We start from the raw sequence: 26007 nt of genomic DNA, 5'->3' as shown, positions 1-26007 counted from the left end.
TACCTATAGCAGTACCTGTGCCAACTTTTGCAAAACGCGCTGCACGCCGCTGAATTCAAGGGTGTGGCAAATTGACGCTATTTTTGCACAAGCGAAAAAAAACCGGGGTTCGTTACCGTACGCCCCGGTTTTGTTACGTCACCATTTATGAGGTAACAGTTTTTTCACATTCCCCGTCACCCGCGTGCCAGAGCCCGCGCAGGGATGCGCTCACGTTTCGCTGGCCACTCCGGTTTTGCGTCGTGGGATGCCCAGGCGCTGGCGACGCTCCCACAGGCACTTGCGGCTGACGCCCAGCTTGCGGGCCAGCTCGGTTTCGGTCATGTGGTCCTGATGCTCCAGCACGAAGTGCTGGAAATAGTCCTCCAGCGATAAGTCCTCGGTTGGCTCGCCAGCCGTGGAACTCGACGAGCCTGACGTTTGCGGTGCAAGGCCGATGAACTCGTTCACGTCGAGGTCGCTGAGCTCGATATCGATGCCCAACAGCTCCGCAGAAATGTCCGGGCTTTCGCACAGGATCACCGCGCGTTCGACCGCATTCTCCAATTCCCGCACGTTACCCGGCCACGAATAGTGTCGAATCGCTTGCTCGGCGTCCGGTGCGAAACGCAGGTCGTTACGCCCGGCCTTGAGGCTTTGCCGCGCCAGAAACGCATTGGCGATTTCATTGACGTCCGCGCCGCGTTCACGCAATGCGGGCAGTTTCAGCGCGATCACGTGAAGGCGGTAGTACAAGTCTTCTCGGAACTGGCCGACTTTGGCCAGGCTCTTGAGGTCGCGGTGAGTCGCTGCGATGAGGCGCACGTCGACTTTCTGCGACTGCACCGAGCCAACCCGGCGAATCTCGCCTTCTTGCAGCACGCGCAACAGGCGAGCCTGCGCCTCTAGCGGGAGTTCGCCGATTTCGTCGAGAAACAGGGTGCCGCCATCAGCCGCTTCAACGAGGCCGGCACGACCGGCGCTGGCACCGGTGAACGCGCCTTTTTCGTGGCCGAACAGCTCGGATTCGATGAGGGATTCCGGGATCGCTGCGCAGTTGACCGAGATCATCGGGGCCTTGGCGCGACGCGACAGGTTGTGCAGCGCGCGGGCCACCAATTCCTTGCCCGTACCGGACTCGCCCTGAATCAGCACGTTGGAGTCAGTCGGCGCGACTTTGCGGATCTTGCTGTACATGTCCTGCATCGGTGGGCATGAGCCGATGATGCCGATCTCGCCGTTGCTGTTGTCCGGGCCGGCCTTGTCACCGGTCGCAGTCTTGCTGGTGGCAGCGCGTTCTGCCTGCATGCTTTGCAGCGTCTGGCGATCACGCAGGATGCGCGAGACGGCCTGAAGCATTTCGTCGTGGTCGAAGGGTTTGGCGATGTAATCCACCGCGCCCATTTTCATCGAGTCCACGGCCGAGCGCAGGCTGGCGTAACTGGTCATGATCAGTACCGGCTTGCCCTGGCCGAGCTTGATCAGCTCTGTACCGGGGGCGCCGGGCAGGCGTAAATCGCTGACGATCAGGTCAAACGAGGGGATGTTGAAACGTTCCTGAGCTTCCTGCACGGATCCGGCTTCGCTGACCTGGTACTGATTACGTTCCAACAGTCGACGCAGGGCGGAGCGGATGATGGTTTCGTCTTCCACGATCAAAATGTGAGGCATTGATTCGGTTCTCTCGACGGTCTCAGTTCACGGCGGACGTCGCTTCGACATGTCGCGGTAGGGTCACCCGAATCCGGGTTCCGCGTTGGTGCTCGGGGTCAGCCGGGCTGTCGATGGTGATTTGTCCATAATGCTCTTCAACGATGGAATAGACCAGCGCGAGCCCCAGTCCTGTTCCTTCGCCCGGATCCTTAGTGGTGAAGAAAGGTTCGAACAAGCGGTCCATGATGGCTTTCGGAATGCCACTGCCTTCGTCTTCGACGATCAGATCGACCGTGTGTTCGGAGGCCTCACTTTTCACCCGCACCGCACTGCCGGCGGGCGATGCGTCGCGGGCGTTGGAGAGCAGATTGATCAACACCTGTGCGAGCCGCTGTGGATCGCCGTCCACCCAGTGGTTCGGGTTGCACAGGTTATAGAACTGCACTTCGAAATTGCGCCGGTTCAGCGCCAGCAGACCAATGGCATCCTGCGCCACCTCTGCCAGGCATACGGGTTCGTCGGCGTGTTGATGTCCGCCGGCGTGGGCGAAGCTCATCAGTGACTGCACGATGCGGGAAACGCGCTTGGTCTGCTCGATGATCTGGCTACTGATTTCCGTCAGCTCGCTGTCTTCTTCGCGTTCTTCGCGCAGGTTCTGCGCCAGGCAGGCAATACCAGTGATCGGGTTGCCGATTTCGTGGGCAACGCCGGCAGCCAGTCGGCCAATGCTCGCAAGCCGCTCGGAGTGCACCAGCTTGTCTTCAAGCATCTGGGTGTCGGTCAGGTCTTCAACCAGAATCACCAGCCCGCTGTTACCCGGCGCGAGCGGCTCATCGATGGCGGCCTTGTGCAGGTTGAGCCAGCGAGTCTGACCGTCGAGGCCCAGACGCTGCTTGTGCAAGTGCTCGTCAGGGACATTGATGAAACCCAGCAGCAGCTGCTTCCAGGGATCGACGATGGTCTCGAGCCGCGACCCGACGACGCGCTGAGCGCCGATGCCGGTCAGCTCTTCCATGGCCTTGTTCCACATCAGGATCTCTTGATCCTTGGCCAGGGAGCACACACCCATCGGCAGCTCTTGCAAGGTCTGCCGGTGATAACGGCGCAGGGCGTCGAGCTCGGCAGCCAGGCCGGTGAGGCGGGAGTGGTAATCCTCGAGGCGGCTTTCGATGAAGTGGATGTCTTCGGTGACGTAGTTCTCGCTGCCGGACTTGTACGGCAGGAAGGTTTCGACCATGTCCTGCGCAACACTTGGCCCCATCAGCCCGGAGAGGTTGGCTTCGATACGGTCGCGCAAACGCCGCAGCGCATAAGGCCTGCGCTCGTCGAACGGCAGATAAAGATCCCGCAGCGCCTGTTCGACTTCCTTCTGCGCAGCTTTCGCACCCAGAGGTTTGGCCAGTTGAGTGGCGAACTCCTGGGGGGAGGCCGCGTGCAGCTCGCGACGCTGTGGGCGGCGAACGTTGTCCACCGCGCAGGCCTCGGCCGCACTCGCTTCTTCGGGACTGGGATTGCTGAACAGCGAAATCAGGGTGAACACCAGCACGTTGGCCGCCAGGGAAGCGATCGCTGCCATGTGCCAGCTGGTGTCATCCAGCACGTAAATCATGTTCAGCAGCGGGATGTAAAACCCCTGGAAGTCGCCGATCAGCGGCAGCAACATGCTGACGGTCCAGACCGCGATGCCGGCGATCAGCCCGGCCATGAAACCGCGGCGGTTGGCGGCCGGCCAGTACAGCACCGACAGCACCCCGGGCAGAAATTGCAACGTTGCTACGAACGCGACGATGCCCAGATTTGCCAGATTCTGCTTGGCGCCGAGCAACAGATAGAAGCCAAAGCCGGCCATGATGATCGCGACAATCAGGCCCCGCCGGGTCCACTTCAGCCAGCGATAGATATTGCCTTCGGCAGGCGGCTGGTAAAGCGGCAGCACCAGATGGTTCAACGCCATGCCGGACAGCGCCAGCGTGGTGACGATGATCAGCCCGCTCGCCGCAGAAAGCCCGCCGATATAGCCGAGCAAGGCCAGGGTCTTGCTGTGCGCTGCAATGCCAATACCCAGAGTAAAATATTCAGGGCTGGTGGTGGCGCCCAGTTTCAAGCCGGCCCACAGCACCAGTGGTACCGCCAGACTCATCAGCAGCAGAAACAGTGGCAGACCCCAGCTGGCGCTGACCAGCGAGCGCGGATTCAGGTTTTCGGTGAAGGTCATGTGATACATGTGCGGCATCACGATGGCCGAGGCGAAGAACACCAGCAGCAGCGTCCGCCATGGGCCTTCCTGCAGTGGCGTGTGCAACGCCGCCAGTGCGCTCTGGTTTTGCAGCAGCCATTGTTCAAGGCTCTGCGGCCCGTCGAACACGCCGTACAGCGCATACAGACCGATGCCGCCGATGGCCACAAGCTTGATGACCGACTCGAAGGCGATGGCGAACACCAGCCCTTCGTGTTTTTCCCGCGTGGCGATATGACGCGAGCCGAAGAAGATGGTGAACAGTGTGATCAGCGCGCAGAAGGCGAAGGCCACGTAGTTGCGTACAGGTTCCCGGGTGAGAATGCCGATGGAGTCAGCCACGGCCTGGATCTGCAGGGCCAGCAACGGCAAGACGCCGATCAGCATAAAGATGGTCGTCAGTGCGCCCGCCCAGGTGCTGCGAAAGCGGAACGCGAACAGATCGGCCAGTGACGAGAGCTGGTAGGTACGGGTGATTTTGAGAATGGGGTAAAGCAGGACGGGGGCGAGCAGGAAAGCGCCGGAGACGCCGAGATAACTCGACAGAAAGCCGTAGCCGTATTCGTAAGCCAGCCCCACCGTGCCATAAAACGCCCACGCGCTGGCGTAGACGCCAAGTGACAGCGTGTACGTCAACGGGTGACGAATGATCCAACGCGGGATCAGGCCGCGTTCACTGATCCAGGCAACGCCGAACAGCACCGTCAGGTAGGCGGCACTGACCAGAATCATCTGGGTCAGGCTAAAGCTCATCGGCATCTCGTTGGCTCTGCAGAATGAAGGTCACTACGATCAGGATCAGCCACAGCATGTAAGGCCTGTACCAGGCGCCCGTGGCGTCGATCCACCAGTCCATGATGGCCGGGGAAAACAGATAGATGCCCACCACCAGCAGCAGGACCAATCGATAGATGTACATTTGGCCTCCCAGGTTGACTGACCAGAAGATGACGGAGCGGCATGGTAACGGATGGCGATAGGGCTGCAAGCGACGTTTCCGCCAGCTTTGTGCTGCCCGAATATGAATCGGCCGCGCGAGCTCAGTCTATTCGAGCTTCCTCAATAGCGCCGAGGCGGGGTATCGAATTGGCATCCCAGTGCGCAATGCCCCAATCCAGCACCTCTCGGGGCGTCGCGTTGTCCAGTCCACCCGGCGTCTTTTGCCCCAGGGCACGTAACCCCCGGAGCAGCAACGGCGTGGCCTGATCGGGCGGCAGCGGCGGCGAACGGTAGGATTTACCCAGTTTATGGCCGTCGGGTTGGGTGATCAGCGGCACATGAAGATAGCGCGGTTGCGGCAGCCCCAGCAGCTCTTGCAGGTACAGCTGACGTGGCGTGGAGTCGAGCAGATCAGCACCACGAACGATGTCGGTCACGCCCTGCCAGCCGTCATCGAGGACAACCGCCAACTGGTAGGCGTAAAAGCCGTCCCGTCGACGAATGATGAAATCGCCCGCGTCGCGCCCCAGATGTTGACGAAACTCGCCCTGCACCCGGTCTTCGAAGCGGTATTCCAGCTCAGGCACCCGAATCCGGATGGCCGCATCCTCGGGAGAGTGCCCCGCATTCCGGCAAAAACCCGGGTAAACGCCGTTGTAGCCCTCCAGTTGCTTGCGCGAACAGGTACACGCGTAAGCGAGCCCGTGGCTGAACCACCGATGGATGATCGCCTGGTAAGCCTCATGCCGGTCGCTTTGCCTCACCAGTTCGCCGTCCCATTCGAATCCGTAAGCTTCGAGCGTCTGGAGTATTCCCTCCTGGGCACCCGGAACCTCGCGGGGAGGGTCGAGATCTTCCATGCGCATCAGCCATTTTCCGCCGACCGAACGGGCGTCGAGATAAGAGGCCAAGGCTGCGACCAGAGAGCCGAAGTGCAAATAGCCGCTGGGGGTCGGCGCAAAGCGCCCTGTATAAGAAGGGGTTTTCATGGGCGCTGATGGTACTGGAAATAAAACGTACGAAATACCGGACGACCTGTTGCGTCGTGTGGGAAAACGCGACGCACTCGTATGGCGCTTTCCAGCCCGCACCCTTGCTTGTTGGGTCGATCAGTGCAGGGAAACAAAAAAAGGACGCCGAGGCGTCCTTTTCTACTGGATCAACAGGATCATTTACCGACCTGTTTTTCCTTGATTTCAGCGAGGCTCTTGCAGTCAACGCACATGTCTGCCGTTGGACGGGCTTCAAGGCGCTTGATACCGATCTCGACGCCGCACGATTCGCACCAGCCGTATTCCTTGTCCTGAATCAGCTGCAGCGTCTTGTCGATCTTCTTGATCAACTTGCGCTCGCGATCACGTGCGCGCAGCTCCAGCGCGAATTCTTCTTCCTGACTTGCACGGTCAGCAGGGTCAGGGAAGTTAGCCGCCTCGTCCTTCATGTGAACAACCGTGCGGTCAACTTCTACCATCAGATCCTGTTTCCACTTGGACAGGATTTTGGTGAAGTGCTTGCGCATGGGGTCGCCCATGTATTCCTCGCCCTTCGTCGCTACGTAGGGTTCGAAACCGCTGATTGCCGGGGTGCTCTTTTGCTTTTCTTCGGTGGGCATGAACGGACCGCCTCTCACTCTTCTAAGCCATTACACAGGTTAAGATCCATCGCCGACACCTGCCGGCCCTGCGGCTGCAAGCGGGCGAACTTACCAGATCGAATCGGAGCGCGCTACTCCCGGTTGTCGAGGATGGCCTGCAGTACGCACGTGGACTATGACCACAGCCTGAGCGCCCGGTTTTATCTATTTTGCAGTGCGCTCAGTTTAGTGCCTGCGGCGTGAGCCCCGTGTTTTCTGGACTGTCGGCTGTATGCCGCTGCTGCCCAGGCGGATAAACGCTGTAGCCCGCTCGGATGCATGAGTAGAATCGGCGACTTAACTCGCCACCCCTCACCAAAGGAAGGCCCATGCCACAGCCTTACAGTGCGCGCAGCCGCGCCATAGAACCCTTTCATGTCATGGCGCTGCTGGCGCGGGCGAATGAACTGCAAGCGGCGGGGCATGACGTTATCCACCTGGAGATCGGCGAGCCGGACTTCACCACGGCCGAGCCGATCATCAAGGCCGGTCAGGCGGCGTTGGCCGCTGGCAAGACCCGTTACACGGCGGCCCGTGGTCTGCCGGAACTGCGCGAGGCCATCTCGGGCTTTTACGCACAGCGTTACGGCGTGAACGTCGATGCGGGCAGAATTCTGATCACGCCGGGCGGTTCGGGCGCGTTGCTGCTGGCGGCGAGTCTGCTGGTCGATCCCGGCAAACACTGGTTACTGGCCGATCCGGGTTACCCGTGCAACCGGCATTTTCTGCGTCTGGTGGAGGGCGCCGCGCAGTTGGTGCCCGTGGGGCCGGACGTGCGTTATCAACTGACGGCCGATCTGGTTGCTCAACACTGGAACGAGGACAGCGTCGGTGCGCTGGTGGCTTCTCCGGCTAATCCGACCGGGACGTTGCTGCACCGCGACGAGCTTGCCGCGCTTTCGGCGTCGCTCAAGGCACGGGATGGTCACCTCGTGGTTGACGAGATCTATCACGGTCTGACCTACGGCACTGACGCGAGCAGCGTGCTGGAAGTCGATAACGACGCCTTCGTGCTGAATAGTTTTTCCAAGTATTTCGGCATGACCGGTTGGCGACTCGGTTGGCTGGTTGCCCCCGAGGCGGCGGTCGGTGATCTGGAAAAGCTGGCGCAGAATCTCTACATCAGCGCGCCGAGCATGGCGCAAAGCGCGGCGCTTGCCTGTTTCGAGCCGCAGACCCTGGAGATCCTCGAACAACGTCGTGCCGAGTTTGCCCGCCGTCGCGACTTCCTGCTTCCGGCGCTGCGCGAACTGGGCTTTAACATTGCCGTGGAGCCGGAGGGCGCCTTCTATTTATACGCAGACATCAGCGCGTTCGGCGGTGACGCGTTCGCGTTCTGCCATCACTTTCTTGAAACCGAGCACGTCGCTTTCACACCCGGGCTGGACTTCGGTCGGTACCGCGCCGGCCATCATGTGCGCTTCGCCTACACCCAAAGCCTGCCTCGGCTTCAGGAAGCGGTCGAGCGAATAGGCCGTGGCCTGCGGAGCTGGCAAGGCTGATGCGTTTCTCTCCTGCACTTGAAGAAGGCCGGCTGATTCAGCGCTACAAGCGCTTCCTCGCGGATATCGAGACGGCCAGCGGCGAGCGGCTGACGATTCACTGCCCCAACACGGGCTCCATGTTCAATTGCATGATGCCGGGTGGCCGCGTCTGGTTCAGCAGGTCCAATGACCCCAAGCGCAAGCTGCCGGGCACTTGGGAAATCACCGAAACACCACAGGGCCGGCTCGCCTGCGTCAACACCGCGCGCGCTAACAGGCTGGTGGAAGAAGCAATTCTGGCCGGCGTGATCACGGAATTGGCAGGGTTTACGACGCTCAAGCGCGAAGTCGCCTACGGTCAGGAAAACAGCCGCGTCGACTTCCGTCTGGATTACCCCGATGGCCCGCTGTATCTGGAAGTCAAAAGCGTGACTTTGGGCTTTGATGAAAGCCGTGTGGCTGCGTTTCCCGACGCGGTCACTCAGCGCGGCGCGAAGCACCTGCGTGAATTGGCGGCCTTGGCCCGGGAGGGGGTGCGCGCGGTGTTGCTGTATTGCGTGAACCTGACAGGCATCGATGCCGTGCGGCCCGCCGCCGAAATCGACGCTGCCTATGCCGCCGCGTTGCAAGAGGCAGCTGCGGCGGGGGTTGAAGTCCTCGCCTATGGCGTGGAGCTCACCGCTGACGAAGTGCGCATTGATCGGCGTCTTGAGATTCACCTCACGGAAGCGCGCCCGCTCAGTCCGGTACCACTGGGCTGATCCAGATGCCCTGAGCGTCTTCGCCGCAGTCGATAGCCCTCAGGGACTTACCCTCGCAGGGGCCCGCTACACACTCGCCGCTCTCAATGAGGAAAAGTGCACCGTGAGTGGCACACTGGATCAGACTGGCGCTGGCATCGAGAAACTCATCAGCCCGCCATTCCAGCGCGACCCCGCGATGGGGGCACCGATTGGCGTACGCGTAAACCTGACCCGCTCGCCGCACGGCCAGAATCTTGAGCTCATCAACGTCGAACCCGAGGCTTTTGCCTTCAATCAGCGCAGCGCTGTCGCACAGGTATTTCAGCGTGGTCTCCTTGGCGCTTGACGCTCAAATGCAAATAATTATCAAATGCCTGACCGTAGCAGGCTGCGCATTCTGCCAGCAGTCAAACCCGTCAGTCGATGAACGAAATCCATCCGGTCGCGCCTTGAGATGATCGACTGCGCTTTCATTTATAGAGGACGCACCCTTTATGCGCTTCACTTCCCAACTGATCGCGATCGTGGCAGGGCTGTTTATCACCCATCTAGCGGCCGCTTCACCCGAGCCGCAACGCTGGGTCAGTGCCGGCGGCGCCTTGACGGAATGGATCGTCGCTCTGGGCGGACATTCCCGTCTGGTAGGCGTGGACAGCACGAGCCAGCACCCGCCGTCGGTCAAATTGCTGCCGGGCATCGGTTACCAACGGCAATTGTCGGCGGAGGGCATTCTCACATTGCGTCCGAAGATTCTGATCGGCACCGAAGAAATGGGCCCGCCGCCGGTCATCCAGCAACTGCGAACAGCGGGCGTGCAGGTCGAGGTGATGTCTGCCAGTGCGGAGCTGCCTGCGCTGCGGGCCAATCTTGAAAGGCTCGGCGCGTTATTGGGCAAGGACGGCGAGGCGCGTCAGTTGAGCGACCAATACATGCAGCGGCTCGCGACGGAGCATCAGCGAGTGACACAACTGAAGCGTGCCGCGCCGGGTGTTCTGTTGCTGGTCAGCCATGCGGGCAGCGCGCCGATGGTGGCTGGCGCGGGTACTGTCGGCGACTGGTTGATCACCCAGGCGGGCGGCCTCAACCTGGCCACCCATGACGGATACAAAGTGTTTTCCATCGAGGCAATGAGCGGGCTGAATCCTGAAGTGCTGGTTGTCAGCGATCGGGCTCAAAACGGCGTTCAGGCCCGCGACGCATTGCTGCGTGAGAACCCGCTGCTCGGGGCAACCAGGGCCGTCCGGGATAACCGCGTGGTCGAGATTGATCCGACGTTACTGGTGGGCGGTCTTGGGCCTCGATTGCCGGACGCAGTCAGGTCACTGGCAGACGCGTTCTATCCTGACGCCGCACCCCTCAGCGCCAGGGTCTCGAACGCTCAATGAAGCCTGATCTCGCCCCGAAAACGCTGTTCATCGCGCTGGGCTTAGCCTGGTTGCTGGCGATATGGCTGTCCCTCGCGCTCGGGCCTGTCAGTCTGCCGATGATGGACACCTTGCGCGCGGTTCTTCATCTGGTGGGCGTGCCCGTGGCGGAGGACGACTTGCAGCAGGCGGAACTGATCGTGGGCCAGATCCGCCTGCCCCGTACGTTGCTTGGACTGGCTGTAGGTGCAGTGCTGGCGTTGTCCGGCGTGGCGATGCAGGGTTTGTTTCGCAACCCCCTCGCTGATCCCGGTCTGGTCGGGGTTTCCAGTGGCGCGGCGTTGGGGGCAGCCGTGGCCATTGTCGCCGGAGCATCGCTGGGCGGTTTACCTGAGCCTTTCCAGCCGTATCTGCTTTCAATCTGCGCTTTTGCCGGTGGGCTTGGGGTCACGGCGATCGTTTATCGGCTCGGGCGCCGCGATGGCCGAACCAGCGTCAGCACCATGCTGCTGGCGGGTGTGGCGATGACTGCGCTGGCCGGCTCGATCATCGGGCTGTTCACGTATCTGGCCAATGACGCGAGCCTGCGGACGCTGACGTTCTGGAACCTGGGCACACTCAACGGTGCCAGTTATGCCCGGCTCTGGCCTCTTTTGCTGGTTTGCGCAGCGGTGATCATATGGTTGCCGCGCCGAGCCACGGCGCTCAATGCGCTGCTGCTTGGAGAATCGGAGGCGCGCCATCTGGGCATTGAGGTCGAACGCCTCAAGCGCGAGCTGATTCTGTGCATCGCCCTTGGTGTGGGGGCCGCCGTTGCGGCGGCGGGGCTAATCGGCTTCATTGGGCTGATCGTGCCGCACCTGGTGCGACTGCTGACCGGGCCGGACCACCGCGTTGTTCTTCCCGCATCGGCGCTGGCAGGCGCTACGCTACTGCTCTTGGCAGATATCTTCGCCCGACTGGTGATGGCGCCGGCGGAGCTGCCGATCGGGATTGTCACCGTGTTCATTGGTGCGCCGTTTTTCCTTTTCCTGCTGGTTCGAGGGCGTAGCTGATGTTGATCGCCAATGACCTGGGCATCATGCGTGATGGCAAACAGGTGGTCGTCAACATCGACTTGGCATTGGCGCCCGGTCAGATGCTTGGCGTGCTGGGCCCCAACGGTGCCGGGAAAAGTACGCTGATGGCTGCCCTGTGCGGCGAGCTTGCCCCGACCCACGGCCCGGTGTTGCTGGACGACATTCCCCTCAATCAATGGTGTGGCCCCGAGCGTGCGCGGCGGCTGGCCGTACTGCCGCAGAGTTCGACATTGAGTTTCGCGTTCAAGGTCGAGGAAGTGGTTGCGATGGGCCGCTTGCCTCATGACAGCGGTCAGCAACGTGACGATGAAATCACCCAGCACGCCCTTAAGGCCGCCGATGCGCTGCACCTGCTGGGCCGCAGCTATCTGACGCTGTCGGGAGGCGAGCGTCAGCGGGTTCATCTGGCGCGGGTGCTGGCTCAGGTGTGGCCAGGCGAGGACGGTCAGATTTTGTTGCTGGACGAGCCAACCTCGGCGCTCGACCCGCTGCATCAGCACACCACGCTGTTGGCCGTTCGCGCATTCGCCGACCGTGGCGGCGCGGTGATGGTAATCCTGCATGACTTGAACTTGGCCGCCCGTTATTGCGATCGCCTGTTGCTGCTGGATCAAGGGCGCGCACATCTATCCGGTACACCACAGCAAGTGCTGACACCTGAAGCGCTGAAGTCGGTGTTCGGTCTGGATGTTCTGGTGCAGCCCCATCCCGAGCGTGGGCATCCGCTGGTGATCGCTCGCTGAAGTGGGCTCCGTATCGACCGGCATCAGCTGCCTTTATCGGTGTACCCGCCCCATTTCCGATGCTCGTGCGGGCAACGTCCTTCGGACAATTCTTGTAATCATGTAGGCCAGCTCTTTTGCGTCTTTGTGGCCGTTCAGGCACAGCCGTTCTCGATTATCGTCGCCTCAAGCAAAGGCATTGAGGGTGTGTAATGAACGACATAAATAAAGCAATTGACGTGTATGAGGTCGACGAGTCACTGGCGCAACTGGCTATTGGCCTGATGGAATTGGCTTCGTTGAACACCGACGACACGCCGGAAAAGATTATTGCGTTGTGTCATCGAGCCCTGACACCTGTGGGGTATGTTGCCGCCGTCTGCGTAATGCCCAGATTCGCAGGACTGGCGCGGCGCACGCTCGACAGCCTTCATGCGCGGGAGATCAAAGTCGTGGCCGCGGTCAATTTTCCAAGCGGTTCGCCTTCTGTCAGCTCCGTCGAGTCGGAAACCCAGGCGGCGATCCTCGCGGGTGCCGACGAAATCGATCTGGTCTATCCCTTTCACGCTTTGCTTGGCGGGGACAGGCAGATTGGCGCGGACATCATCAATGCCTGCAAAGCCAGGTGCGGTCGGGCAGCATTGACCGTTACGCTGGAAACCGGCGTGCTGCGTGATCCGCAGGTCATTCACGGCGCAAGTTGTGCGGCGATTCAGGAGGGCGCCAACTTTCTGAAAACCAGCACGGGGAAACAGATCCTCAACGCGACCCCGCAGGCCAGTCGGATTTTGATTGCGGCCATCGCTGAGTCAGGCGCGCACGTGGGCATCAACGTTTCCGGAAATGTGCGGACGCTCGATGAAGCGCGGGTTCACATGGATCTGGTCAAGGCACGATTCGGCCCACGCTGGCTTGAGCAGGGGAGACTGCGGCTCGGGGCGACCAGTCTGCTGGATGATCTATTGGTCCACTTGGGCGTAGGCGCTTAAATCGCAGGCAAAAAAAGACCCGGCAAAGAGCCGGGTCAAAAACCGTGATTAGCCTGATGAGGAGATAATCTGAGAGTCCGAACCAAGGAGCCTTTCAGGTTATCGGCCAGTCTCGCGACCGGATCTGATAATCATAGTGATTCTCATTTGTAAGTCAACAAGGTTCTGCAGACTATTTTGCTGTGCGAGCTCATCGTTCCCCGATTGCCCCGGGGCTGGCGTTCTTCAATTCGATGTCCAAATAGTCTTTGTGCTCTTGGGGCAGCTCGCTCCAAGGGCGATTCGACAACGCGCCTTCCAGTGAATACAGCAGCGCTTTGGATGCTCGGAAGCCCCTGACCTGAACGGCCCGGTAGGCCTGGATTGCGCCAAGGCGGCGCAGGTCAGCGATAGTGTGAATACCGGCAGCGTGAAGCCATTGAACCGAGGTTTTCCCTAAATTCTTCATGCCCAGTAGCTCATCGTCCATGATTGCAGCCCCATCCTGTCATTCCATTAAATAACTTCTCCGTGGACTCGACACAAAGTGAAAAGGCGAGCCTTGCCCTTGAGCGTAGACGACCTCGAATCAGTCTGATCAGGAATGTCATTAGAATGCGGCGCACGCCGCCGAACGGTAGGGGTTGGATGAGGAGGGAAGGCGAGCGCGTGCCCGGCACGGCTGCGCATGCGGGGCGAGTATGGAGCGAGGTTTGGCGGTTGCGATGACGTTAGCGGGTGCGATAACGCAGGCGCGTACCGAAATTGACCGACATGAGGATTTCGTCAGCACTCAGCTCTGGCGGGAAGTACGCCCCGGATATCTGCGCGTGGGCGATGCTTGCACCCTCGAGCTTGGTTGTCCGGAAGTCAACGCCACGCAGGTCCGCGGATCTGAAGTAGGCGTCGCTGAAATCGACCTCTTCGGCATTGAGCTCACGCAGGTCGAGACCACGAAAATCCCCACCCGAAAGATCAACAGGGCCCTGCTTGGGCCGCTCAAGGTTGAAGGCGGCGACGTCGTCCTTTCGCAGTAGCGCGAACAGGGGCGAGTCAAGGTGCTTGGGCTGGTTCATTTGACGTCTCCTTTGTTGGAATTCTGACGCCACTATAATGCCACTAGTATCGAGCCGTGAAGCGATATCCTTCACGACTCGACCACTGGTGACACGGGGTATCAGAGCCCCGGCAGATGCTGACGAATGTCGGCAACCAGCTTGTCCAGATCGCCGCTGACGTTGGTCTCGACGTGCCGGCTGCGCAATATTTCATCAGCGGTCAGCGCCTCGCGACTGGCCAGCTGCGCTTCAATGACTTCCATGGTTGCGTCGGAAGGGTCCTGATTTTGCGTCTGACGCTGGGCCAGCCAACCCTCGATAACCGCCTTTGGCGCGGCGCAGTCAACGATCAGAAACGGCACCCCCATCGCCTCGGCAATCTGCGCAGTCGCCTGACGCTGTGGCAGCTTCAAATAGGTTGCATCGATGACCACCGGCAAGCCTGCGCGGAGCACGACACCCGCCAGCTCGTTCAGGCGCTGATAAGTAGCAGCGCTGAAGTCGGCGGAATACAGATCTTCATGGTTGGCAAATACACGCTTGCGCTCGACATCTGAACGCAGACGGATCGCCCCCAGCGCTTCCACCAGCCGCATCGCAACCTGACTTTTGCCGACCGCTGAAACGCCGTGAGTGATGGCCAGAAAGTTGGAAGGGATCGCGCTGTAGCTCTCGGCCAGATTGGCGTAGTTGCGATACTGGCGCAGTGTCGCGGCGCGCTGCACCTGGTCGGCGTCGGCATTCAGGCTGAACAGCGCCACTTTGGCACGGACCAGTGCGCGGTAGGCTTTGTAGAAATTGAGCAGTTGCAGGCCTGCGTAGTCGCCGGTCAGCTCCAGGTACTGACTGACGAACCGGCGGGAAAGGCTTTTCAGGCCGCGATCCTCAAGGTCCATGGCCAGGAAGCCGATGTCCGCATAGACGTCTGTCATGCGGAAGGGCTCGTTGAATTCGATGCAGTCGAAAATCACGACCTTGCCATCGATCAGCGTGGCGTTGCCCAAGTGGATGTCGCCATGGCATTCGCGAACAAAGCCGTCCATCTTGCGCTGGTTCATCAGAGGCTTGAGGCGCTCGAAACTGGTGTTGGCCCAGGCTTCCAGCGCTTCCAGCTGAATGAGGTCAGACTTTTCGCTGAGGAAGGGCAGAATCTGCTCAAAATTCTGCGTGACCGGCGCCATAACGCTGTCGGCGCTGCCGAGTGGGTTTTCCATCGGCACTTTAGGCGACTTGAGATGAAACTCGGCGATCTGCCGGGCCATGTCATCGATGTGCGCGGTGGTCAGTTCGCCTTTGGCTTGCAAAGTGCTGAGCAATCCGTCCTGCGGGAACTGGCGCATTTTCAGCACGTACTCGATCGCTTCGCCTTCACCATTCAGCTGCGGAGCCTCGATGCTGCCGGTGACCGGCAACACTTCCAGGTACAGATCGTCCGTCAGGCGCTGGTTCAGCATCAGCTCTTGCTCACAGAAATGCTGGCGCGCCGGCAGGCTGGTGAAGTCCAGAAAACCGAAATTGACCGGCTTCTTCATCTTGTAGACGTACGGGCCGGTGAGCAGCACCCAGGAAATATGCGTCTCGATGACCTGAAACTGTTCGACCGGGTGAGGAAACAGGGCGGGGTTTTGCAGCGCGGCGATCAATGTCTGGCTCACGGACGATCCTTGAAAGGTGATAAGTCGATAGAGAAGTAGCGAAAGGCGGCCATTATGGCCGCTGGAGACATTGCTGCAAACCGCTTAAAGGGTGGTCTGTCGGGGGCTTTGAAAGTGCGTATAATCCGCCGCCATGACCCGATCCCGCACCCCGAAAAAATCCCCCAAACCCACCAACAGCCGCCTGCGCAGCCTGTTGGGCTGGGCCCTGAAACTCAGTCTTGTCGGGCTGGTGATCCTTGGCTGCTTCGCCGTTTACCTGGATTCCATCGTCCAGGAAAAATTCTCCGGCAAGCGCTGGACGATTCCGGCCAAGGTCTATGCACGGCCACTGGAGCTGTTCGTCGGCCAGAAGCTTTCACGTGATGACTTCCTTCTGGAGCTCGATGCGCTGGGCTATCGCCGCGAAGGCGTGGCCAACGGGCCGGGCGCTGCTGCGGTCAACGGCAACAATGTCGATCTCAACACCCGCGGCTTCCAGTTCTATGAGGGCGCTGATCCGGCACAGCAGATTCATGTGCGCTTCTCCGGCGATTACGTTGCGGAACTGACCGCCGCCAATGGCGCCAAGCTCGCGGTCGCGCGGCTTGAGCCTCTGATGATCGGCGGCTTGTACCCGAAGAATCTCGAAGACCGGATTCTGATCAAGCTCGATCAGGCGCCGCCTTATTTGCTCGACACCCTCGTCACCGTCGAAGATCGGGATTTCTACCATCACTTCGGTGTATCACCGAAGGGGATCGTGCGCGCTTTCTGGATCAACGCATCCGCCGGCCAGATGCGCCAGGGCGGCTCGACGTTGACTCAGCAACTGGTCAAGAACTTCTACCTGACCAACGAGCGCAGCATCACCCGCAAGCTGACCGAAGCGATGATGGCTGTTCTGCTGGAGATCCATTACAGCAAGCAGGAGATTCTCGAGGCCTACCTCAACGAAGTGTTTGTAGGGCAGGACGGGCAGCGTGCGGTGCACGGTTTTGGTCTGGCGAGTCAGTATTTCTTCAGCCAGCCGCTCTCGGAATTGAAGCTGCACCAAGTCGCCTTGCTGGTCGGGCTGGTCAAGGGGCCTTCCTATTACAATCCGCGCCGCAACCCGGAGCGTGCGCTGGAAAGGCGCAATCTGGTCCTCGATCTGCTCGAACAACAGGGTGTCGCGACGCCGGAAGTGGTTGCGGCGGCGAAGAAAATGCCGCTGGGCGTGAGCAAAGTCGGGTCGCTGGCCGACAGCTCGTTCCCGGACTTCCTTGATCTGGTCAAACGCCAACTGCGTCAGGACTACCGCGACGAAGACTTGACCGAAGAGGGCCTGCGGATCTTCACCAGTTTCGATCCGATTCTGCAGATGAAATCCGAGGCTGCCGTGCGCGAAAGCTTCGCCAAAATTTCTGGCCGCAAAGGCGCGGACGAGATGGAAACGGCGATGGTCGTGACCAATCCGGAAACCGGCGAAGTCCAGGCCCTGATAGGCAGTCGACAAGCAGGCTTCGCGGGTTTCAACCGGGCGCTGGATGCCGTTCGGCCGATTGGGTCCTTGGTCAAGCCGGCCATCTACCTCACCGCCCTCGAACGCCCGCAGCAATACACTCTGACCAGTTGGGTACCCGATGAACCCTTCCAGGTGAAAGGCGCCGACGGCCAGATCTGGAAGCCGCAGAACTACGATCACAAAGCCCACGGCAATATTTTCCTGTATCAGGGCCTGGCGCATTCCTACAACCTGTCCAGCGCGAAGCTGGGTCTGGATCTGGGCATACCGAATGTCTTCAAAACCCTGACCAAGCTGGGCGTCACCCGCGAGTGGCCCGCCTTCCCGTCGATGCTCCTGGGGGCTGGTGCGCTGACGCCGATCGAAGTGGCGACGATGTACCAGACCATAGCCAGCGGCGGCTTCAATACGCCATTGCGCGGGATTCGCAGCGTACTGACCGCTGAAGGGGAGCCGCTCAAGCGCTACCCGTTCCAGATTCAGCAACGCTTCGACCCGGGTTCGATCTATCTCCTGCAGAACGCCATGCAGCGGGTGATGCGCGAAGGTACGGGTAAATCGGTATACAACGTGCTGCCGAGCACGCTGAATCTGGCGGGCAAGTCGGGCACCACCAATGACTCGCGCGACAGCTGGTTTGCCGGCTTCAGTCAGGACTTGCTGGCGATCGTCTGGATGGGCCGCGACGACAACGGCAAGACGCCGTTCACTGGGGCTACCGGCGCATTGCAGATCTGGACCAGCTTCATGAAGAAGGCCGATCCGCTGCCACTGGACATGGCGATGCCCGACAACGTCGTCCAGGCCTGGGTCAATGCCAGTACTGGCGAAGGCACCGATGCCAGCTGCCCGAACGCCGTGCAGATGCCGTATATTCGCGGCAGTGAGCCGCAACCCGGCCCGACCTGCGGTGGGCCTGCAGCGCCTGCCGATTCGGTAATGGACTGGGTTAAAGGCTGGTTGAATTAAGCAAAGAGGATGTGACGTGAACAAGTGGTGGATTCCGGCTGTAACGGCTCTGGCTTTGCTCAACGGTTGCGCGTCCCAGACGCGCAGTGCGATTCCGGTGGTGGATTCAGGGTCACGCGTCTCAAACGGCGAGCGCGTTTCGTCGACACGCACCAATACCTACCGAGCGCCGGTGCAGACGCCAGCGCAGTCGCAGACAATTCAGGAAGATTCCGGTGTCACGGTCATGGTGCCCGGCGGCGCCAACGCCAGCGGTGCGCCTATTTCCACATTCGTGCCTCCCGCCACGGCTCCGATCAGCACTGCACCGATCAATACGGCGCCGGTTAATCAGGCCCCGGTGAACAACACATACACACCGCCGCCAGCGACCAGTAACACCTACAACATGCCGGCGTCGGCGCCGACTGGCATTCCGTCTGCGTCCAGCGGCGGATTGTCGGAAGACGAGCAACTGGATGGGCCGGTGCTGGCGTTGCTGACCACCGCTCAGCAACAGCAATCCGGTGGTGACCTCAACGGCGCAGCGTCCAGCCTTGAGCGAGCGCAACGCGTTGCTCCCCGTGAGCCCCAGGTCCTTTACCGTCTGGCGCAAGTACGTCTGGCTCAGGGCGATGCGCCTCAGGCTGAGCAACTGGCGCGTCGTGGTCTGACCTACGCCAACGGTCGCGCCAGCCTTCAAGCCAGTCTTTGGGGATTGATTGCCCAGTCGCGTGAAAAACAGGGTGACGCAGCCGGTGCAGCGCTTGCGCGGCAGAAAGCCAATGGATAAACGCTTTCCGAAAATCGCCGACCAGTTGCTGTTGATCGAGCGCGAATTGCGAGTGCTGGGATGGTGGAAGGAAGTGCCGCCCAGCGATGAGTCGCTGTCCAGCCGTGAACCCTTCTGCGTCGACACGCTGGATTTTGATCAGTGGCTGCAATGGATCTTCCTGCCACGCATGAAGATCATCCTTGAGCAGGATCTGCCGTTGCCCACGGCATCCGGCATCCTGGAAATGGCAGAGATGGTTTACGCCAGCCGTATCCGCGAAGCGCGCCACCTGCTGGTGCTGCTGAAAGACTTTGACCGGTTAATCACTGAGTCCGTCTGACCTTCAATTGCATTGGTCGTCGAGGTATTTCTTGACCTCGGCGATGCGTGCCTGCCTCTCTTCTTCCGTGAACCGCCTGAACTCGCCATTCACTTCCTGTCGCACCCGCGGGTTGTTCTGCAATTGGGCAAGGTTGGTGCGCTGTTCGTCACACGCCTCTTTGCGCTTCGCTTCCTGAACGGCGACCTGCTTCCTGACCTTGGCATCGACCGCCTCCTGCTCCCGCACGCCATCTTGATTCTGCGGCGGCGGGGCAGGTGGGGCTGCGACGGGTTTCCCTGTATCGATCTCTTGTGCTGTCTGCCCGGCAGGCGGCTGGGCGTCGAAATGCGTGACACCCTGAGCGTCGACCCATTTGTATATCTGCGCGGCCTGGCCGACCGCCGGGGCGACGGCAAGTGTCAGCGTCGCTGCAAGAATCATCCAGCGCATTCCCGGTTCCTTACTTCTGTGGCAATGGCCGGAAACCTATCACAAGCGTGGCGCAACGACCTCATTCGGTGCCTTTTGACGAGTGGGGGACGAAGAAAGCGCATCGATGACTTGACTTGAGAGGGGCGAATCCGAACAATCCAAAGTTCGCTGTAGAGGGACTGCCAGAAGCAGACCGTCTCGGTAGATCATGAGGCGCACACCCGCGCCGACCCGTAACACCCGCAACGCGTTACCTCGCGCTGGGTGGGAAGACCCCGAAACACTTAAAGGGGCGATCCCAATACTTGCTCAGTCAGTGCTGACGTAGTCGGCGACCACCGTCGCTCATGCTCTGCTTTGCAGTAAACCTATTAAGACCCGTCTCCTCGCTTGTGTGGACGGTATTCTGGCGTTTTAGAGGTGAACAACGTGGAGCTTTTATCTGGCGCTGAAATGGTCGTCCGCTTTTTGCGCGACGAAGGCGTTGAGCATATCTACGGGTACCCTGGCGGTGCCCTCCTGCATATATACGACGCGCTGTTTAAAGAACCGGCTGTGAGTCACATCCTCGTTCGTCACGAACAGGCCGCGACTCACATGGCTGACGGTTACGCCCGCGCCACCGGCAAGGCAGGCGTTGTGCTGGTGACTTCGGGTCCCGGCGCAACCAACGCCATCACCGGTATCGCGACCGCCTACATGGATTCGATTCCGATGGTGGTGCTGTCCGGTCAGGTCCCGAGCAACATGGTCGGCACCGATGCGTTCCAAGAGACCGACATGATCGGTATCTCCCGGCCAATCGTGAAGCACAGCTTCATGATCAAGCATCCGTCGGAAATCCCGGAAGTCCTGAAGAAAGCGTTCTACCTCGCTCAATCCGGTCGTCCTGGTCCTGTCGTCGTCGATATCCCGAAAGACATGACCAACCCGGCTGAAAAGTTCGAATACATTTTCCCCAAGAAAGCCAAGCTGCGTTCCTACAGCCCGGCGGTCCGTGGCCACTCAGGCCAGATCCGCAAGGCTGTGGAAATGCTGGTCGCGGCCAAGCGCCCGATCATCTATGCCGGTGGCGGCGTAATCATGGGCAACGGCTCGGCGCAACTGACCGAACTGGCGCAGCAATTGAACGCTCCGGTCACCAACACGCTGATGGGGCTCGGTGCCTACCCTGGCACTGATCGCCAGTTCGTCGGCATGCTGGGGATGCATGGCAGCTACACCGCCAACCTCGCGATGCACCACGCCGATGTGATTCTGGCGATTGGCGCACGTTTCGACGACCGTGTGATCAACGGCCCGGCCAAGTTTTGCCCGAATGCCAAGATCATTCACGTCGACATCGACCCGGCTTCTATCTCCAAAACCATCAAGGCGGACGTGCCTATCGTCGGTCCGGTGGAAAGCGTCCTGACCGAAATGGTTGCAACCCTCAAAGAGCTTGCTGAAACCCCTAATAAGGATTCGGTCGCGACGTGGTGGAAGCAGATCGAAGAGTGGCGCGCCGGCGGTGACCTGTTCCCGTACAACCGTGGGGACGGAAGCGTCATCAAGCCGCAGACGGTCATCGAAACGCTGTGTGAAGTGACCAAAGGCGATGCCTACGTCACCTCCGATGTGGGTCAGCATCAGATGTTCGCGGCTCAGTACTACCGCTTCAACAAACCCAACCGCTGGATCAACTCCGGCGGTCTCGGCACCATGGGCTTTGGCCTGCCTGCCGCGATGGGCGTTGCGCTGAGCTTCCCGAATGACAATGTCGCCTGCGTTACTGGCGAAGGCAGCATTCAGATGAACATTCAGGAACTGTCGACCTGCCTGCAGTACAACCTGCCGGTGAAGATCATCCTGCTCAACAACGGCGTGCTCGGCATGGTCCGTCAGTGGCAGGACATGAGCTACAGCGGCCGTCACTCGCACTCCTACATGGAGTCGCTGCCTGACTTTGTGAAGCTGGTCGAGGCTTACGGGCATGTCGGCATGCGCATCACCGATCTGAAGGACTTGAAGCCGAAGATGGAGGAAGCGTTCGCCATGAAGGATCGTCTGGTGTTCCTCGACATCCAGGTTGACGTCGGCGAGCACGTCTATCCGATGCAGATCAGAGACGGGTCCATGCGTGACATGTGGCTGAGCAAGACGGAGCGGACATAACCATGCGCCACATCATTTCGCTATTGCTGGAAAACGAACCGGGCGCGCTGTCTCGTGTGGTCGGCCTGTTTTCGCAGCGCAACTACAACATCGAAAGCCTGACGGTGGCGCCAACCGAGGACCCGACTCTCTCGCGTCTGACGCTGACCACCGTTGGCCATGATGAAGTGATCGAGCAAATCACCAAGAACCTCAACAAGCTGATCGAGGTGGTCAAGCTGGTCGATCTATCGGAGAGCGCCCACATCGAGCGCGAGCTGATGTTGATCAAGGTGAAAGCCACTGGCGCACAGCGTGCCGAGATCAAGCGTACCACCGACATTTTCCGCGGCCAGATCGTCGACGTCTCCAGTAGCGTCTATACCGTGCAGTTGACCGGGACAAGCGACAAGCTGGACAGCTTCATCCAGGCGATTGGCACCACTGCCATTCTGGAAACCGTACGAAGCGGCGTCACGGGAATTGCACGCGGCGACAAAGTGCTGAGCATCTAACCTAATTTTGCAAATGGCCTTGCGGCCAAGTTATCAGGGGAATTTCATGAAAGTTTATTACGACAAAGACTGCGACCTTTCGATCATCCAGGGCAAAAAAGTTGCCATCATCGGTTACGGTTCTCAGGGCCACGCTCAAGCGTGCAACCTGAAAGACTCCGGCGTTGATGTCACCGTTGGCCTGCGCAAGGGTTCGGCTACTGTCGCCAAAGCTGAAGCTCACGGCCTGAAAGTGACTGACGTTGCTTCCGCCGTCGCCGCTGCAGACCTGGTCATGATCCTGACCCCGGACGAATTCCAGTCCCAGCTGTACAAGAACGAAATCGAGCCGAACATCAAGAAGGGCGCAACACTGGCCTTCTCCCACGGCTTCGCGATTCACTACAACCAGGTTGTTCCTCGTGCCGACCTCGACGTGATCATGATCGCGCCAAAAGCACCGGGCCACACCGTGCGCACCGAGTTCGTCAAAGGCGGTGGCATCCCTGACCTGATCGCCGTTTACCAGGACGCCTCGGGCAACGCCAAGAACGTCGCTCTGTCCTACGCTTCGGGTGTTGGCGGCGGCCGTACCGGCATCATCGAAACCACGTTCAAGGACGAGACCGAAACTGACCTGTTCGGCGAACAAGCGGTTCTGTGTGGCGGTACAGTTGAACTGGTCAAAGCCGGTTTCGAAACTCTGGTTGAAGCCGGCTACGCCCCGGAAATGGCCTACTTCGAGTGCCTGCACGAACTGAAGCTGATCGTTGATCTCATGTACGAAGGCGGTATCGCCAACATGAACTACTCAATCTCCAACAACGCCGAATACGGCGAGTACGTGACCGGTCCGGAAGTCATCAACGCCGAATCCCGTCAGGCCATGCGCAACGCTCTGAAGCGCATTCAGGACGGCGAGTACGCCAAGATGTTCATCGCCGAGGGCGCCAGCGGCTACCCTTCGATGACCGCCAAGCGTCGTAACAACAAGGCGCACGGCCTGGAAATCATCGGTGAGCAACTGCGCTCGATGATGCCTTGGATCGCGAAGAACAAGATCGTCGACCAAGCCAAGAACTAAGATCACAGATCCGGTTCTTGCATGAAAAAACGCGGCCCTCGGGTCGCGTTTTTTCGTTATGGGGGCTCATCTGGTATAAAGCTGCATCGTTTGACGGCCGACCGGTCGCAAGCATTTGTCGAAATTCTTCAGCTGCAAGGTATTGTCCATGAGCGAACGTCCCGAAGAGCCGAACAAGGCTTCTGACGCCGAAAGCCTGCTACCGATTGATGAACACATTGAAGAGGGTCATGACGACGAGGGGCGCAAGGTGCGCCATCGCGGCATCTACCTGCTGCCCAATCTGTTCACCACCGCGAATCTGTTCGCCGGCTTCTACGCAATCATCAGCGCCATGAGTGCCCAGAGCGCTCTGAGCGCGGGTGACCAGCTGAGCGCGAGCAAATACTTTGCGTTCTCCGCCATCGCTATCTTTGTTGCCATGGTGCTGGACGGTCTTGATGGCCGCGTCGCGCGCATGACCAACACCCAGAGCGCATTCGGCGCAGAGTATGACTCGCTGTCCGACATGGTCGCTTTCGGCGTGGCGCCGGCGTTGTTGGCGTTTGGCTGGGCGCTGGGTGACATGGGCAAGGTCGGCTGGATGGTCGCCTTCATCTATGTCGCGGGCGCAGCGTTGCGTCTGGCCCGCTTCAACACTCAGGTGGGCAAGGCGGACAAGCGTTACTTTATTGGCCTGGCAAGTCCTGCTGCTGCTGGCGTTGTCGCGGGCACGGTCTGGGCCTTCAGCGATTACGGCATCCAGGGGTCGAAATTGTCGTTCCTCGTCGCGCTATTGGTTGCTGCTGCCGGGATGCTGATGGTCAGCAACATCAAGTACAACAGCTTCAAAGAGCTGGATCTGAAGGGGCGCGTGCCGTTTGTTGCGATTCTGGCCGTTGTTTTGGTGTTCGCCGTGGTGTTCAGTGATCCGCCGCGCATTCTGTTGCTGATTTTCCTCGGCTACGCAGCGTCTGGTCCCATCCAGTACCTGCTGCGTCTGCGTCGTCAGAGGTAGTTAGTCGTCCTGCATTTCCCGCATACTCCGCAGCTATAGATGCTTCAGTTCTCTATAACTGCGGAGTCATCATGCTGATCAAGATCCCCTCCACATCCGATTCCAAAGAGTCGGATGTCACGCCTGAATCCCTTTATCTTTCCCGTCGCGCATTGCTCGGCAGTTCACTTGCAGGGCTCGCCGTCAGTGCGATGCCCCGTTGGGGGCAAGCAGACGAAGCCTCCCGCTACGCTGACGTCGAAGCCGGCGCTGCGCCTGACTGGTTCAAAGGCAAATTGCCTACGACGAAGTGGCAGGCCGTTACCGTCAAGGACGAGACGATCACGCCGTTCAAGGATGCGACCCACTACAACAACTTCTACGAGTTCGGCACGGACAAGGGCGATCCAGCGCAAAACGCAGGCTCCTTGAAAACTGAGCCTTGGACCGTAGTCATCGACGGGGAGGTGGCCAAGCCTGGTCGCTACGCACTCGAAGACTTCATGAAGCCTTATCAGTTGGAGGAGCGTATCTATCGCCTGCGCTGCGTAGAGGCGTGGTCGATGGTGATTCCGTGGCTGGGTTTCCCGATCTCCGAGCTGCTCAAGCAGGTTGAACCGACGGCGAACGCCAAATACATCCGCTTCGAAACGCTGCAGGACCCGAAGACCATGCCGGGCCAGCGCTCTGGCTTTGCGTTGATCGACTGGCCTTACGTAGAGGGGCTGCGCCTGGATGAGGCGATGAACCCGCTCGCGATTCTGGCGGTGGGTATGTATGGACGGGAGCTGCCCAATCAGAACGGCGCACCGCTGCGTCTGGTGGTGCCTTGGAAATACGGGTTTAAAAGCGTGAAGTCCATCGTGCGCATCAGCCTGACAAGCGAGCAGCCGAAGACCACTTGGCAAAGCATTGCGGCGAGCGAGTACGGTTTTTATGCCAATGTGAACCCGACGGTTGACCACCCACGCTGGACCCAGGCGCACGAGCGACGTCTGCCTAGCGGGCTGTTCAGCCCGAATATTCGCCAGACCGAGATGTTCAACGGGTATGGGGAACAGGTTGCTTCCCTTTATGCGGGCCTGGATCTACGGAAAAACTATTGATGCGCTTCATTTACTGGCGAGTGTCGGTGTTCATCGCGGCAGCTTTAGTCCCCATGTATTGGCTCTACCAGGCGTGGATTTTTGCTTTGGGACCTGATCCCGGGAAAGTGCTTGTTGATCGCTTGGGTCTTGGAACATTGACCCTGCTTTTGATCACGCTGGCCATGACCCCATTGCAGCGCACGACAGGCTGGCCCGGCTGGATCTCGGTCCGCCGGCAGCTGGGGCTGTGGTGTTTTACTTATGTGTCGCTGCACCTGTTGGGGTATGGCTTCTTTATCCTGGGGTTCGACTGGGCGCAATTGGGCGAGGAGCTGGTCAAGCGGCCCTACATTATTGTCGGTGCGCTGGGGTTTCTGGGTCTGTTGTCGCTGGCGGTCACGTCCAATCGCTATAGCCAGCGCCGTTTGGGCGTGCGCTGGAAGAAACTGCATCGGCTCAGTTACCTGATTCTCGGGCTGGGGTTGCTGCATATGCTGTGGATTGTGCGAGCTGATCTGAAGGAGTGGGCTATATATGCAACCATCGGCGTGTTGCTTCTAGTACTTAGGATTCCCGTAATTGCTGGGCGTATTCAGCGTCGCAAGGTCAAGAGCAGCCACGTTGCCACTAAAGTTTAAATAAGTGCTTGACGCCCCTCTGGATCTGTCTATAATTCGCCCCACTTCCGGCGCAGACGAAACGGAAAACTCCTTGATAATCAAAGGTTTGGACGAAGTAAGCAGCGAGGAATGCTTA

Annotated in this window: 25 protein-coding genes; 15 read left to right on the top strand and 10 right to left on the bottom strand. The window is 59.8% G+C overall.

All coding sequences use genetic code 11. The annotated features are described in order from the left end of the window. Nucleotides 1–210: 210 nt before the first annotated feature. From L4G42_RS19980 to dksA, 5 genes are all read right to left on the bottom strand, one after another. Nucleotides 211–1650: a sigma-54-dependent transcriptional regulator gene (locus L4G42_RS19980; RefSeq protein ID WP_237254885.1), complete on the bottom strand. Its 1440-nt coding sequence runs from the start codon at nt 1648–1650 to the stop codon at nt 211–213. Between the two features lie 22 nt (nt 1651–1672). Beyond that, a complete protein-coding gene (locus L4G42_RS19975) occupies nt 1673–4627 on the bottom strand; it encodes a sensor histidine kinase (protein ID WP_237259881.1) in 2955 nt (984 codons plus the stop codon). Then, entirely contained in the window at nt 4611–4787 is a 177-nt protein-coding gene (locus tag L4G42_RS19970) for a hypothetical protein (RefSeq protein WP_002552060.1), read from the bottom strand. Before L4G42_RS19970 ends, L4G42_RS19975 begins: the two co-directional genes overlap by 17 nt. 121 nt (nt 4788–4908) lie before the next feature. Beyond that, nucleotides 4909–5796, bottom strand: a complete 888-nt coding sequence (gluQRS, locus tag L4G42_RS19965; protein ID WP_237259882.1) for a tRNA glutamyl-Q(34) synthetase GluQRS — start codon at nt 5794–5796, stop codon at nt 4909–4911. 179 nt (nt 5797–5975) lie between these two features. Further along, nucleotides 5976–6419, bottom strand: coding sequence for an RNA polymerase-binding protein DksA (gene dksA, locus L4G42_RS19960; RefSeq protein WP_237259883.1), 444 nt, complete (start codon nt 6417–6419; stop codon nt 5976–5978). Nucleotides 6420–6769: 350 nt separating this feature from the next. On the opposite strand from dksA, the gene L4G42_RS19955 reads away from it, so the two are divergent. After that, nucleotides 6770–7942 (top strand): pyridoxal phosphate-dependent aminotransferase, encoded by a 1173-nt coding sequence (locus L4G42_RS19955; protein ID WP_237261142.1) that lies wholly within the window; start codon nt 6770–6772, stop codon nt 7940–7942. Continuing rightward, nucleotides 7942–8685 carry a DNA/RNA nuclease SfsA gene (gene sfsA, locus L4G42_RS19950; protein ID WP_237259885.1) on the top strand — a complete coding sequence of 248 codons (744 nt, stop codon included), beginning with the start codon at nt 7942–7944 and terminating at the stop codon, nt 8683–8685. The genes L4G42_RS19955 and sfsA overlap by 1 nt, the downstream gene beginning before the upstream one ends. Here the strand turns inward: sfsA and L4G42_RS19945 are convergent. Next, nucleotides 8663–8992 carry a Rieske (2Fe-2S) protein gene (locus L4G42_RS19945; protein WP_237259899.1) on the bottom strand — a complete coding sequence of 110 codons (330 nt, stop codon included), beginning with the start codon at nt 8990–8992 and terminating at the stop codon, nt 8663–8665. The two genes, sfsA and L4G42_RS19945, sit on opposite strands and share 23 nt — an antisense overlap. A 169-nt stretch (nt 8993–9161) precedes the next feature. On the opposite strand from L4G42_RS19945, the gene L4G42_RS19940 reads away from it, so the two are divergent. The 4 genes from L4G42_RS19940 to deoC all read left to right on the top strand — a co-directional run bounded on the left by L4G42_RS19940 (nt 9162) and on the right by deoC (nt 12821). Beyond that, on the top strand, nt 9162–10052 hold the full coding sequence (locus tag L4G42_RS19940; RefSeq protein WP_237259886.1) for a heme/hemin ABC transporter substrate-binding protein: 891 nt from the start codon (nt 9162–9164) through the stop codon (nt 10050–10052). Between the two features lie 50 nt (nt 10053–10102). Beyond that, complete coding sequence (locus L4G42_RS19935; RefSeq protein WP_237259900.1) at nt 10103–11086, top strand: FecCD family ABC transporter permease; 984 nt, start codon at nt 10103–10105, stop codon at nt 11084–11086. Continuing rightward, entirely contained in the window at nt 11086–11853 is a 768-nt protein-coding gene (locus tag L4G42_RS19930) for a heme ABC transporter ATP-binding protein (RefSeq protein ID WP_237259887.1), read from the top strand. Before L4G42_RS19935 ends, L4G42_RS19930 begins: the two co-directional genes overlap by 1 nt. A 191-nt stretch (nt 11854–12044) precedes the next feature. Beyond that, nucleotides 12045–12821 (top strand): deoxyribose-phosphate aldolase, encoded by a 777-nt coding sequence (gene deoC, locus L4G42_RS19925; protein WP_237261140.1) that lies wholly within the window; start codon nt 12045–12047, stop codon nt 12819–12821. Nucleotides 12822–13011: 190 nt separating this feature from the next. Here the strand turns inward: deoC and L4G42_RS19920 are convergent, their stop codons facing one another. The 3 genes from L4G42_RS19920 to L4G42_RS19910 all read right to left on the bottom strand — a co-directional run bounded on the left by L4G42_RS19920 (nt 13012) and on the right by L4G42_RS19910 (nt 15513). Continuing rightward, entirely contained in the window at nt 13012–13290 is a 279-nt protein-coding gene (locus L4G42_RS19920) for a TfoX/Sxy family protein (protein ID WP_237259889.1), read from the bottom strand. 241 nt (nt 13291–13531) lie between these two features. Continuing rightward, the gene (locus L4G42_RS19915; protein WP_237259890.1) at nt 13532–13876 is read right to left on the bottom strand and encodes a pentapeptide repeat-containing protein; all 345 of its coding nucleotides are present in this window, start codon (nt 13874–13876) and stop codon (nt 13532–13534) included. Between the two features lie 101 nt (nt 13877–13977). Continuing rightward, a complete protein-coding gene (locus L4G42_RS19910; protein ID WP_237259891.1) occupies nt 13978–15513 on the bottom strand; it encodes an AAA family ATPase in 1536 nt (511 codons plus the stop codon). 133 nt (nt 15514–15646) lie between these two features. On the opposite strand from L4G42_RS19910, the gene mrcB reads away from it, so the two are divergent. Genes mrcB through L4G42_RS19895 form a run of 3 tightly spaced genes read left to right on the top strand, consistent with a single transcriptional unit; the run spans nt 15647 to nt 19062 of the window. After that, entirely contained in the window at nt 15647–17968 is a 2322-nt protein-coding gene (gene mrcB / locus L4G42_RS19905; protein WP_237261138.1) for a penicillin-binding protein 1B, read from the top strand. A gap of 16 nt (nt 17969–17984) precedes the next feature. After that, the gene (locus L4G42_RS19900; RefSeq protein ID WP_237259893.1) at nt 17985–18740 is read left to right on the top strand and encodes a tetratricopeptide repeat protein; all 756 of its coding nucleotides are present in this window, start codon (nt 17985–17987) and stop codon (nt 18738–18740) included. Further along, entirely contained in the window at nt 18733–19062 is a 330-nt protein-coding gene (locus L4G42_RS19895; protein ID WP_237255061.1) for a YqcC family protein, read from the top strand. Before L4G42_RS19900 ends, L4G42_RS19895 begins: the two co-directional genes overlap by 8 nt. A gap of 3 nt (nt 19063–19065) precedes the next feature. Here L4G42_RS19895 and L4G42_RS19890 read toward each other — a convergent pair whose 3' ends face one another. After that, a complete protein-coding gene (locus L4G42_RS19890) occupies nt 19066–19494 on the bottom strand; it encodes a DUF4124 domain-containing protein (protein ID WP_237259894.1) in 429 nt (142 codons plus the stop codon). A gap of 411 nt (nt 19495–19905) precedes the next feature. On the opposite strand from L4G42_RS19890, the gene L4G42_RS19885 reads away from it, so the two are divergent. The 6 genes from L4G42_RS19885 (at nt 19906) to msrQ (ending at nt 25889) form a co-directional block, all read left to right on the top strand. Further along, complete coding sequence (locus tag L4G42_RS19885; protein WP_237259895.1) at nt 19906–21630, top strand: acetolactate synthase 3 large subunit; 1725 nt, start codon at nt 19906–19908, stop codon at nt 21628–21630. Nucleotides 21631–21632: 2 nt separating this feature from the next. Further along, nucleotides 21633–22124 carry an acetolactate synthase small subunit gene (gene ilvN / locus L4G42_RS19880; RefSeq protein ID WP_074892648.1) on the top strand — a complete coding sequence of 164 codons (492 nt, stop codon included), beginning with the start codon at nt 21633–21635 and terminating at the stop codon, nt 22122–22124. A 46-nt stretch (nt 22125–22170) separates the two neighbouring features. Beyond that, nucleotides 22171–23187 (top strand): ketol-acid reductoisomerase, encoded by a 1017-nt coding sequence (gene ilvC / locus L4G42_RS19875; protein ID WP_037018564.1) that lies wholly within the window; start codon nt 22171–22173, stop codon nt 23185–23187. A 148-nt stretch (nt 23188–23335) separates the two neighbouring features. Continuing rightward, complete coding sequence (gene pssA, locus L4G42_RS19870) at nt 23336–24184, top strand: CDP-diacylglycerol--serine O-phosphatidyltransferase (protein ID WP_237259896.1); 849 nt, start codon at nt 23336–23338, stop codon at nt 24182–24184. A gap of 71 nt (nt 24185–24255) precedes the next feature. Next, a complete protein-coding gene (msrP, locus tag L4G42_RS19865) occupies nt 24256–25269 on the top strand; it encodes a protein-methionine-sulfoxide reductase catalytic subunit MsrP (protein WP_237255082.1) in 1014 nt (337 codons plus the stop codon). Beyond that, nucleotides 25269–25889 (top strand): protein-methionine-sulfoxide reductase heme-binding subunit MsrQ, encoded by a 621-nt coding sequence (gene msrQ, locus L4G42_RS19860; protein ID WP_237255081.1) that lies wholly within the window; start codon nt 25269–25271, stop codon nt 25887–25889. The genes msrP and msrQ overlap by 1 nt, the downstream gene beginning before the upstream one ends. Nucleotides 25890–26007: the final 118 nt, after the last annotated feature.

Origin of the sequence: Pseudomonas petrae (assembly GCF_021728295.1) — a bacterium.
Taxonomy (GTDB): Bacteria; Pseudomonadota; Gammaproteobacteria; order Pseudomonadales; family Pseudomonadaceae; genus Aquipseudomonas; species Aquipseudomonas petrae.
This window is presented reverse-complemented; position numbering and strand designations above follow the sequence as displayed.

Coding starts and splice junctions, on each gene's coding strand:
- L4G42_RS19980 (WP_237254885.1), bottom strand. CDS start 1,650: ATGCCTCACATTTTGATCGTGGAAGACGAAACCATCATCCGCTCCGCC.
- L4G42_RS19975 (WP_237259881.1), bottom strand. CDS start 4,627: ATGCCGATGAGCTTTAGCCTGACCCAGATGATTCTGGTCAGTGCCGCC.
- L4G42_RS19970 (WP_002552060.1), bottom strand. CDS start 4,787: ATGTACATCTATCGATTGGTCCTGCTGCTGGTGGTGGGCATCTATCTG.
- gluQRS (WP_237259882.1), bottom strand. CDS start 5,796: ATGAAAACCCCTTCTTATACAGGGCGCTTTGCGCCGACCCCCAGCGGC.
- dksA (WP_237259883.1), bottom strand. CDS start 6,419: ATGCCCACCGAAGAAAAGCAAAAGAGCACCCCGGCAATCAGCGGTTTC.
- L4G42_RS19955 (WP_237261142.1), top strand. CDS start 6,770: ATGCCACAGCCTTACAGTGCGCGCAGCCGCGCCATAGAACCCTTTCAT.
- sfsA (WP_237259885.1), top strand. CDS start 7,942: ATGCGTTTCTCTCCTGCACTTGAAGAAGGCCGGCTGATTCAGCGCTAC.
- L4G42_RS19940 (WP_237259886.1), top strand. CDS start 9,162: ATGCGCTTCACTTCCCAACTGATCGCGATCGTGGCAGGGCTGTTTATC.
- L4G42_RS19930 (WP_237259887.1), top strand. CDS start 11,086: ATGTTGATCGCCAATGACCTGGGCATCATGCGTGATGGCAAACAGGTG.
- deoC (WP_237261140.1), top strand. CDS start 12,045: ATGAACGACATAAATAAAGCAATTGACGTGTATGAGGTCGACGAGTCA.
- L4G42_RS19920 (WP_237259889.1), bottom strand. CDS start 13,290: ATGGACGATGAGCTACTGGGCATGAAGAATTTAGGGAAAACCTCGGTT.
- L4G42_RS19915 (WP_237259890.1), bottom strand. CDS start 13,876: ATGAACCAGCCCAAGCACCTTGACTCGCCCCTGTTCGCGCTACTGCGA.
- mrcB (WP_237261138.1), top strand. CDS start 15,647: ATGACCCGATCCCGCACCCCGAAAAAATCCCCCAAACCCACCAACAGC.
- L4G42_RS19895 (WP_237255061.1), top strand. CDS start 18,733: ATGGATAAACGCTTTCCGAAAATCGCCGACCAGTTGCTGTTGATCGAG.
- L4G42_RS19890 (WP_237259894.1), bottom strand. CDS start 19,494: ATGCGCTGGATGATTCTTGCAGCGACGCTGACACTTGCCGTCGCCCCG.
- ilvN (WP_074892648.1), top strand. CDS start 21,633: ATGCGCCACATCATTTCGCTATTGCTGGAAAACGAACCGGGCGCGCTG.
- ilvC (WP_037018564.1), top strand. CDS start 22,171: ATGAAAGTTTATTACGACAAAGACTGCGACCTTTCGATCATCCAGGGC.
- pssA (WP_237259896.1), top strand. CDS start 23,336: ATGAGCGAACGTCCCGAAGAGCCGAACAAGGCTTCTGACGCCGAAAGC.
- msrP (WP_237255082.1), top strand. CDS start 24,256: ATGCTGATCAAGATCCCCTCCACATCCGATTCCAAAGAGTCGGATGTC.
- msrQ (WP_237255081.1), top strand. CDS start 25,269: ATGCGCTTCATTTACTGGCGAGTGTCGGTGTTCATCGCGGCAGCTTTA.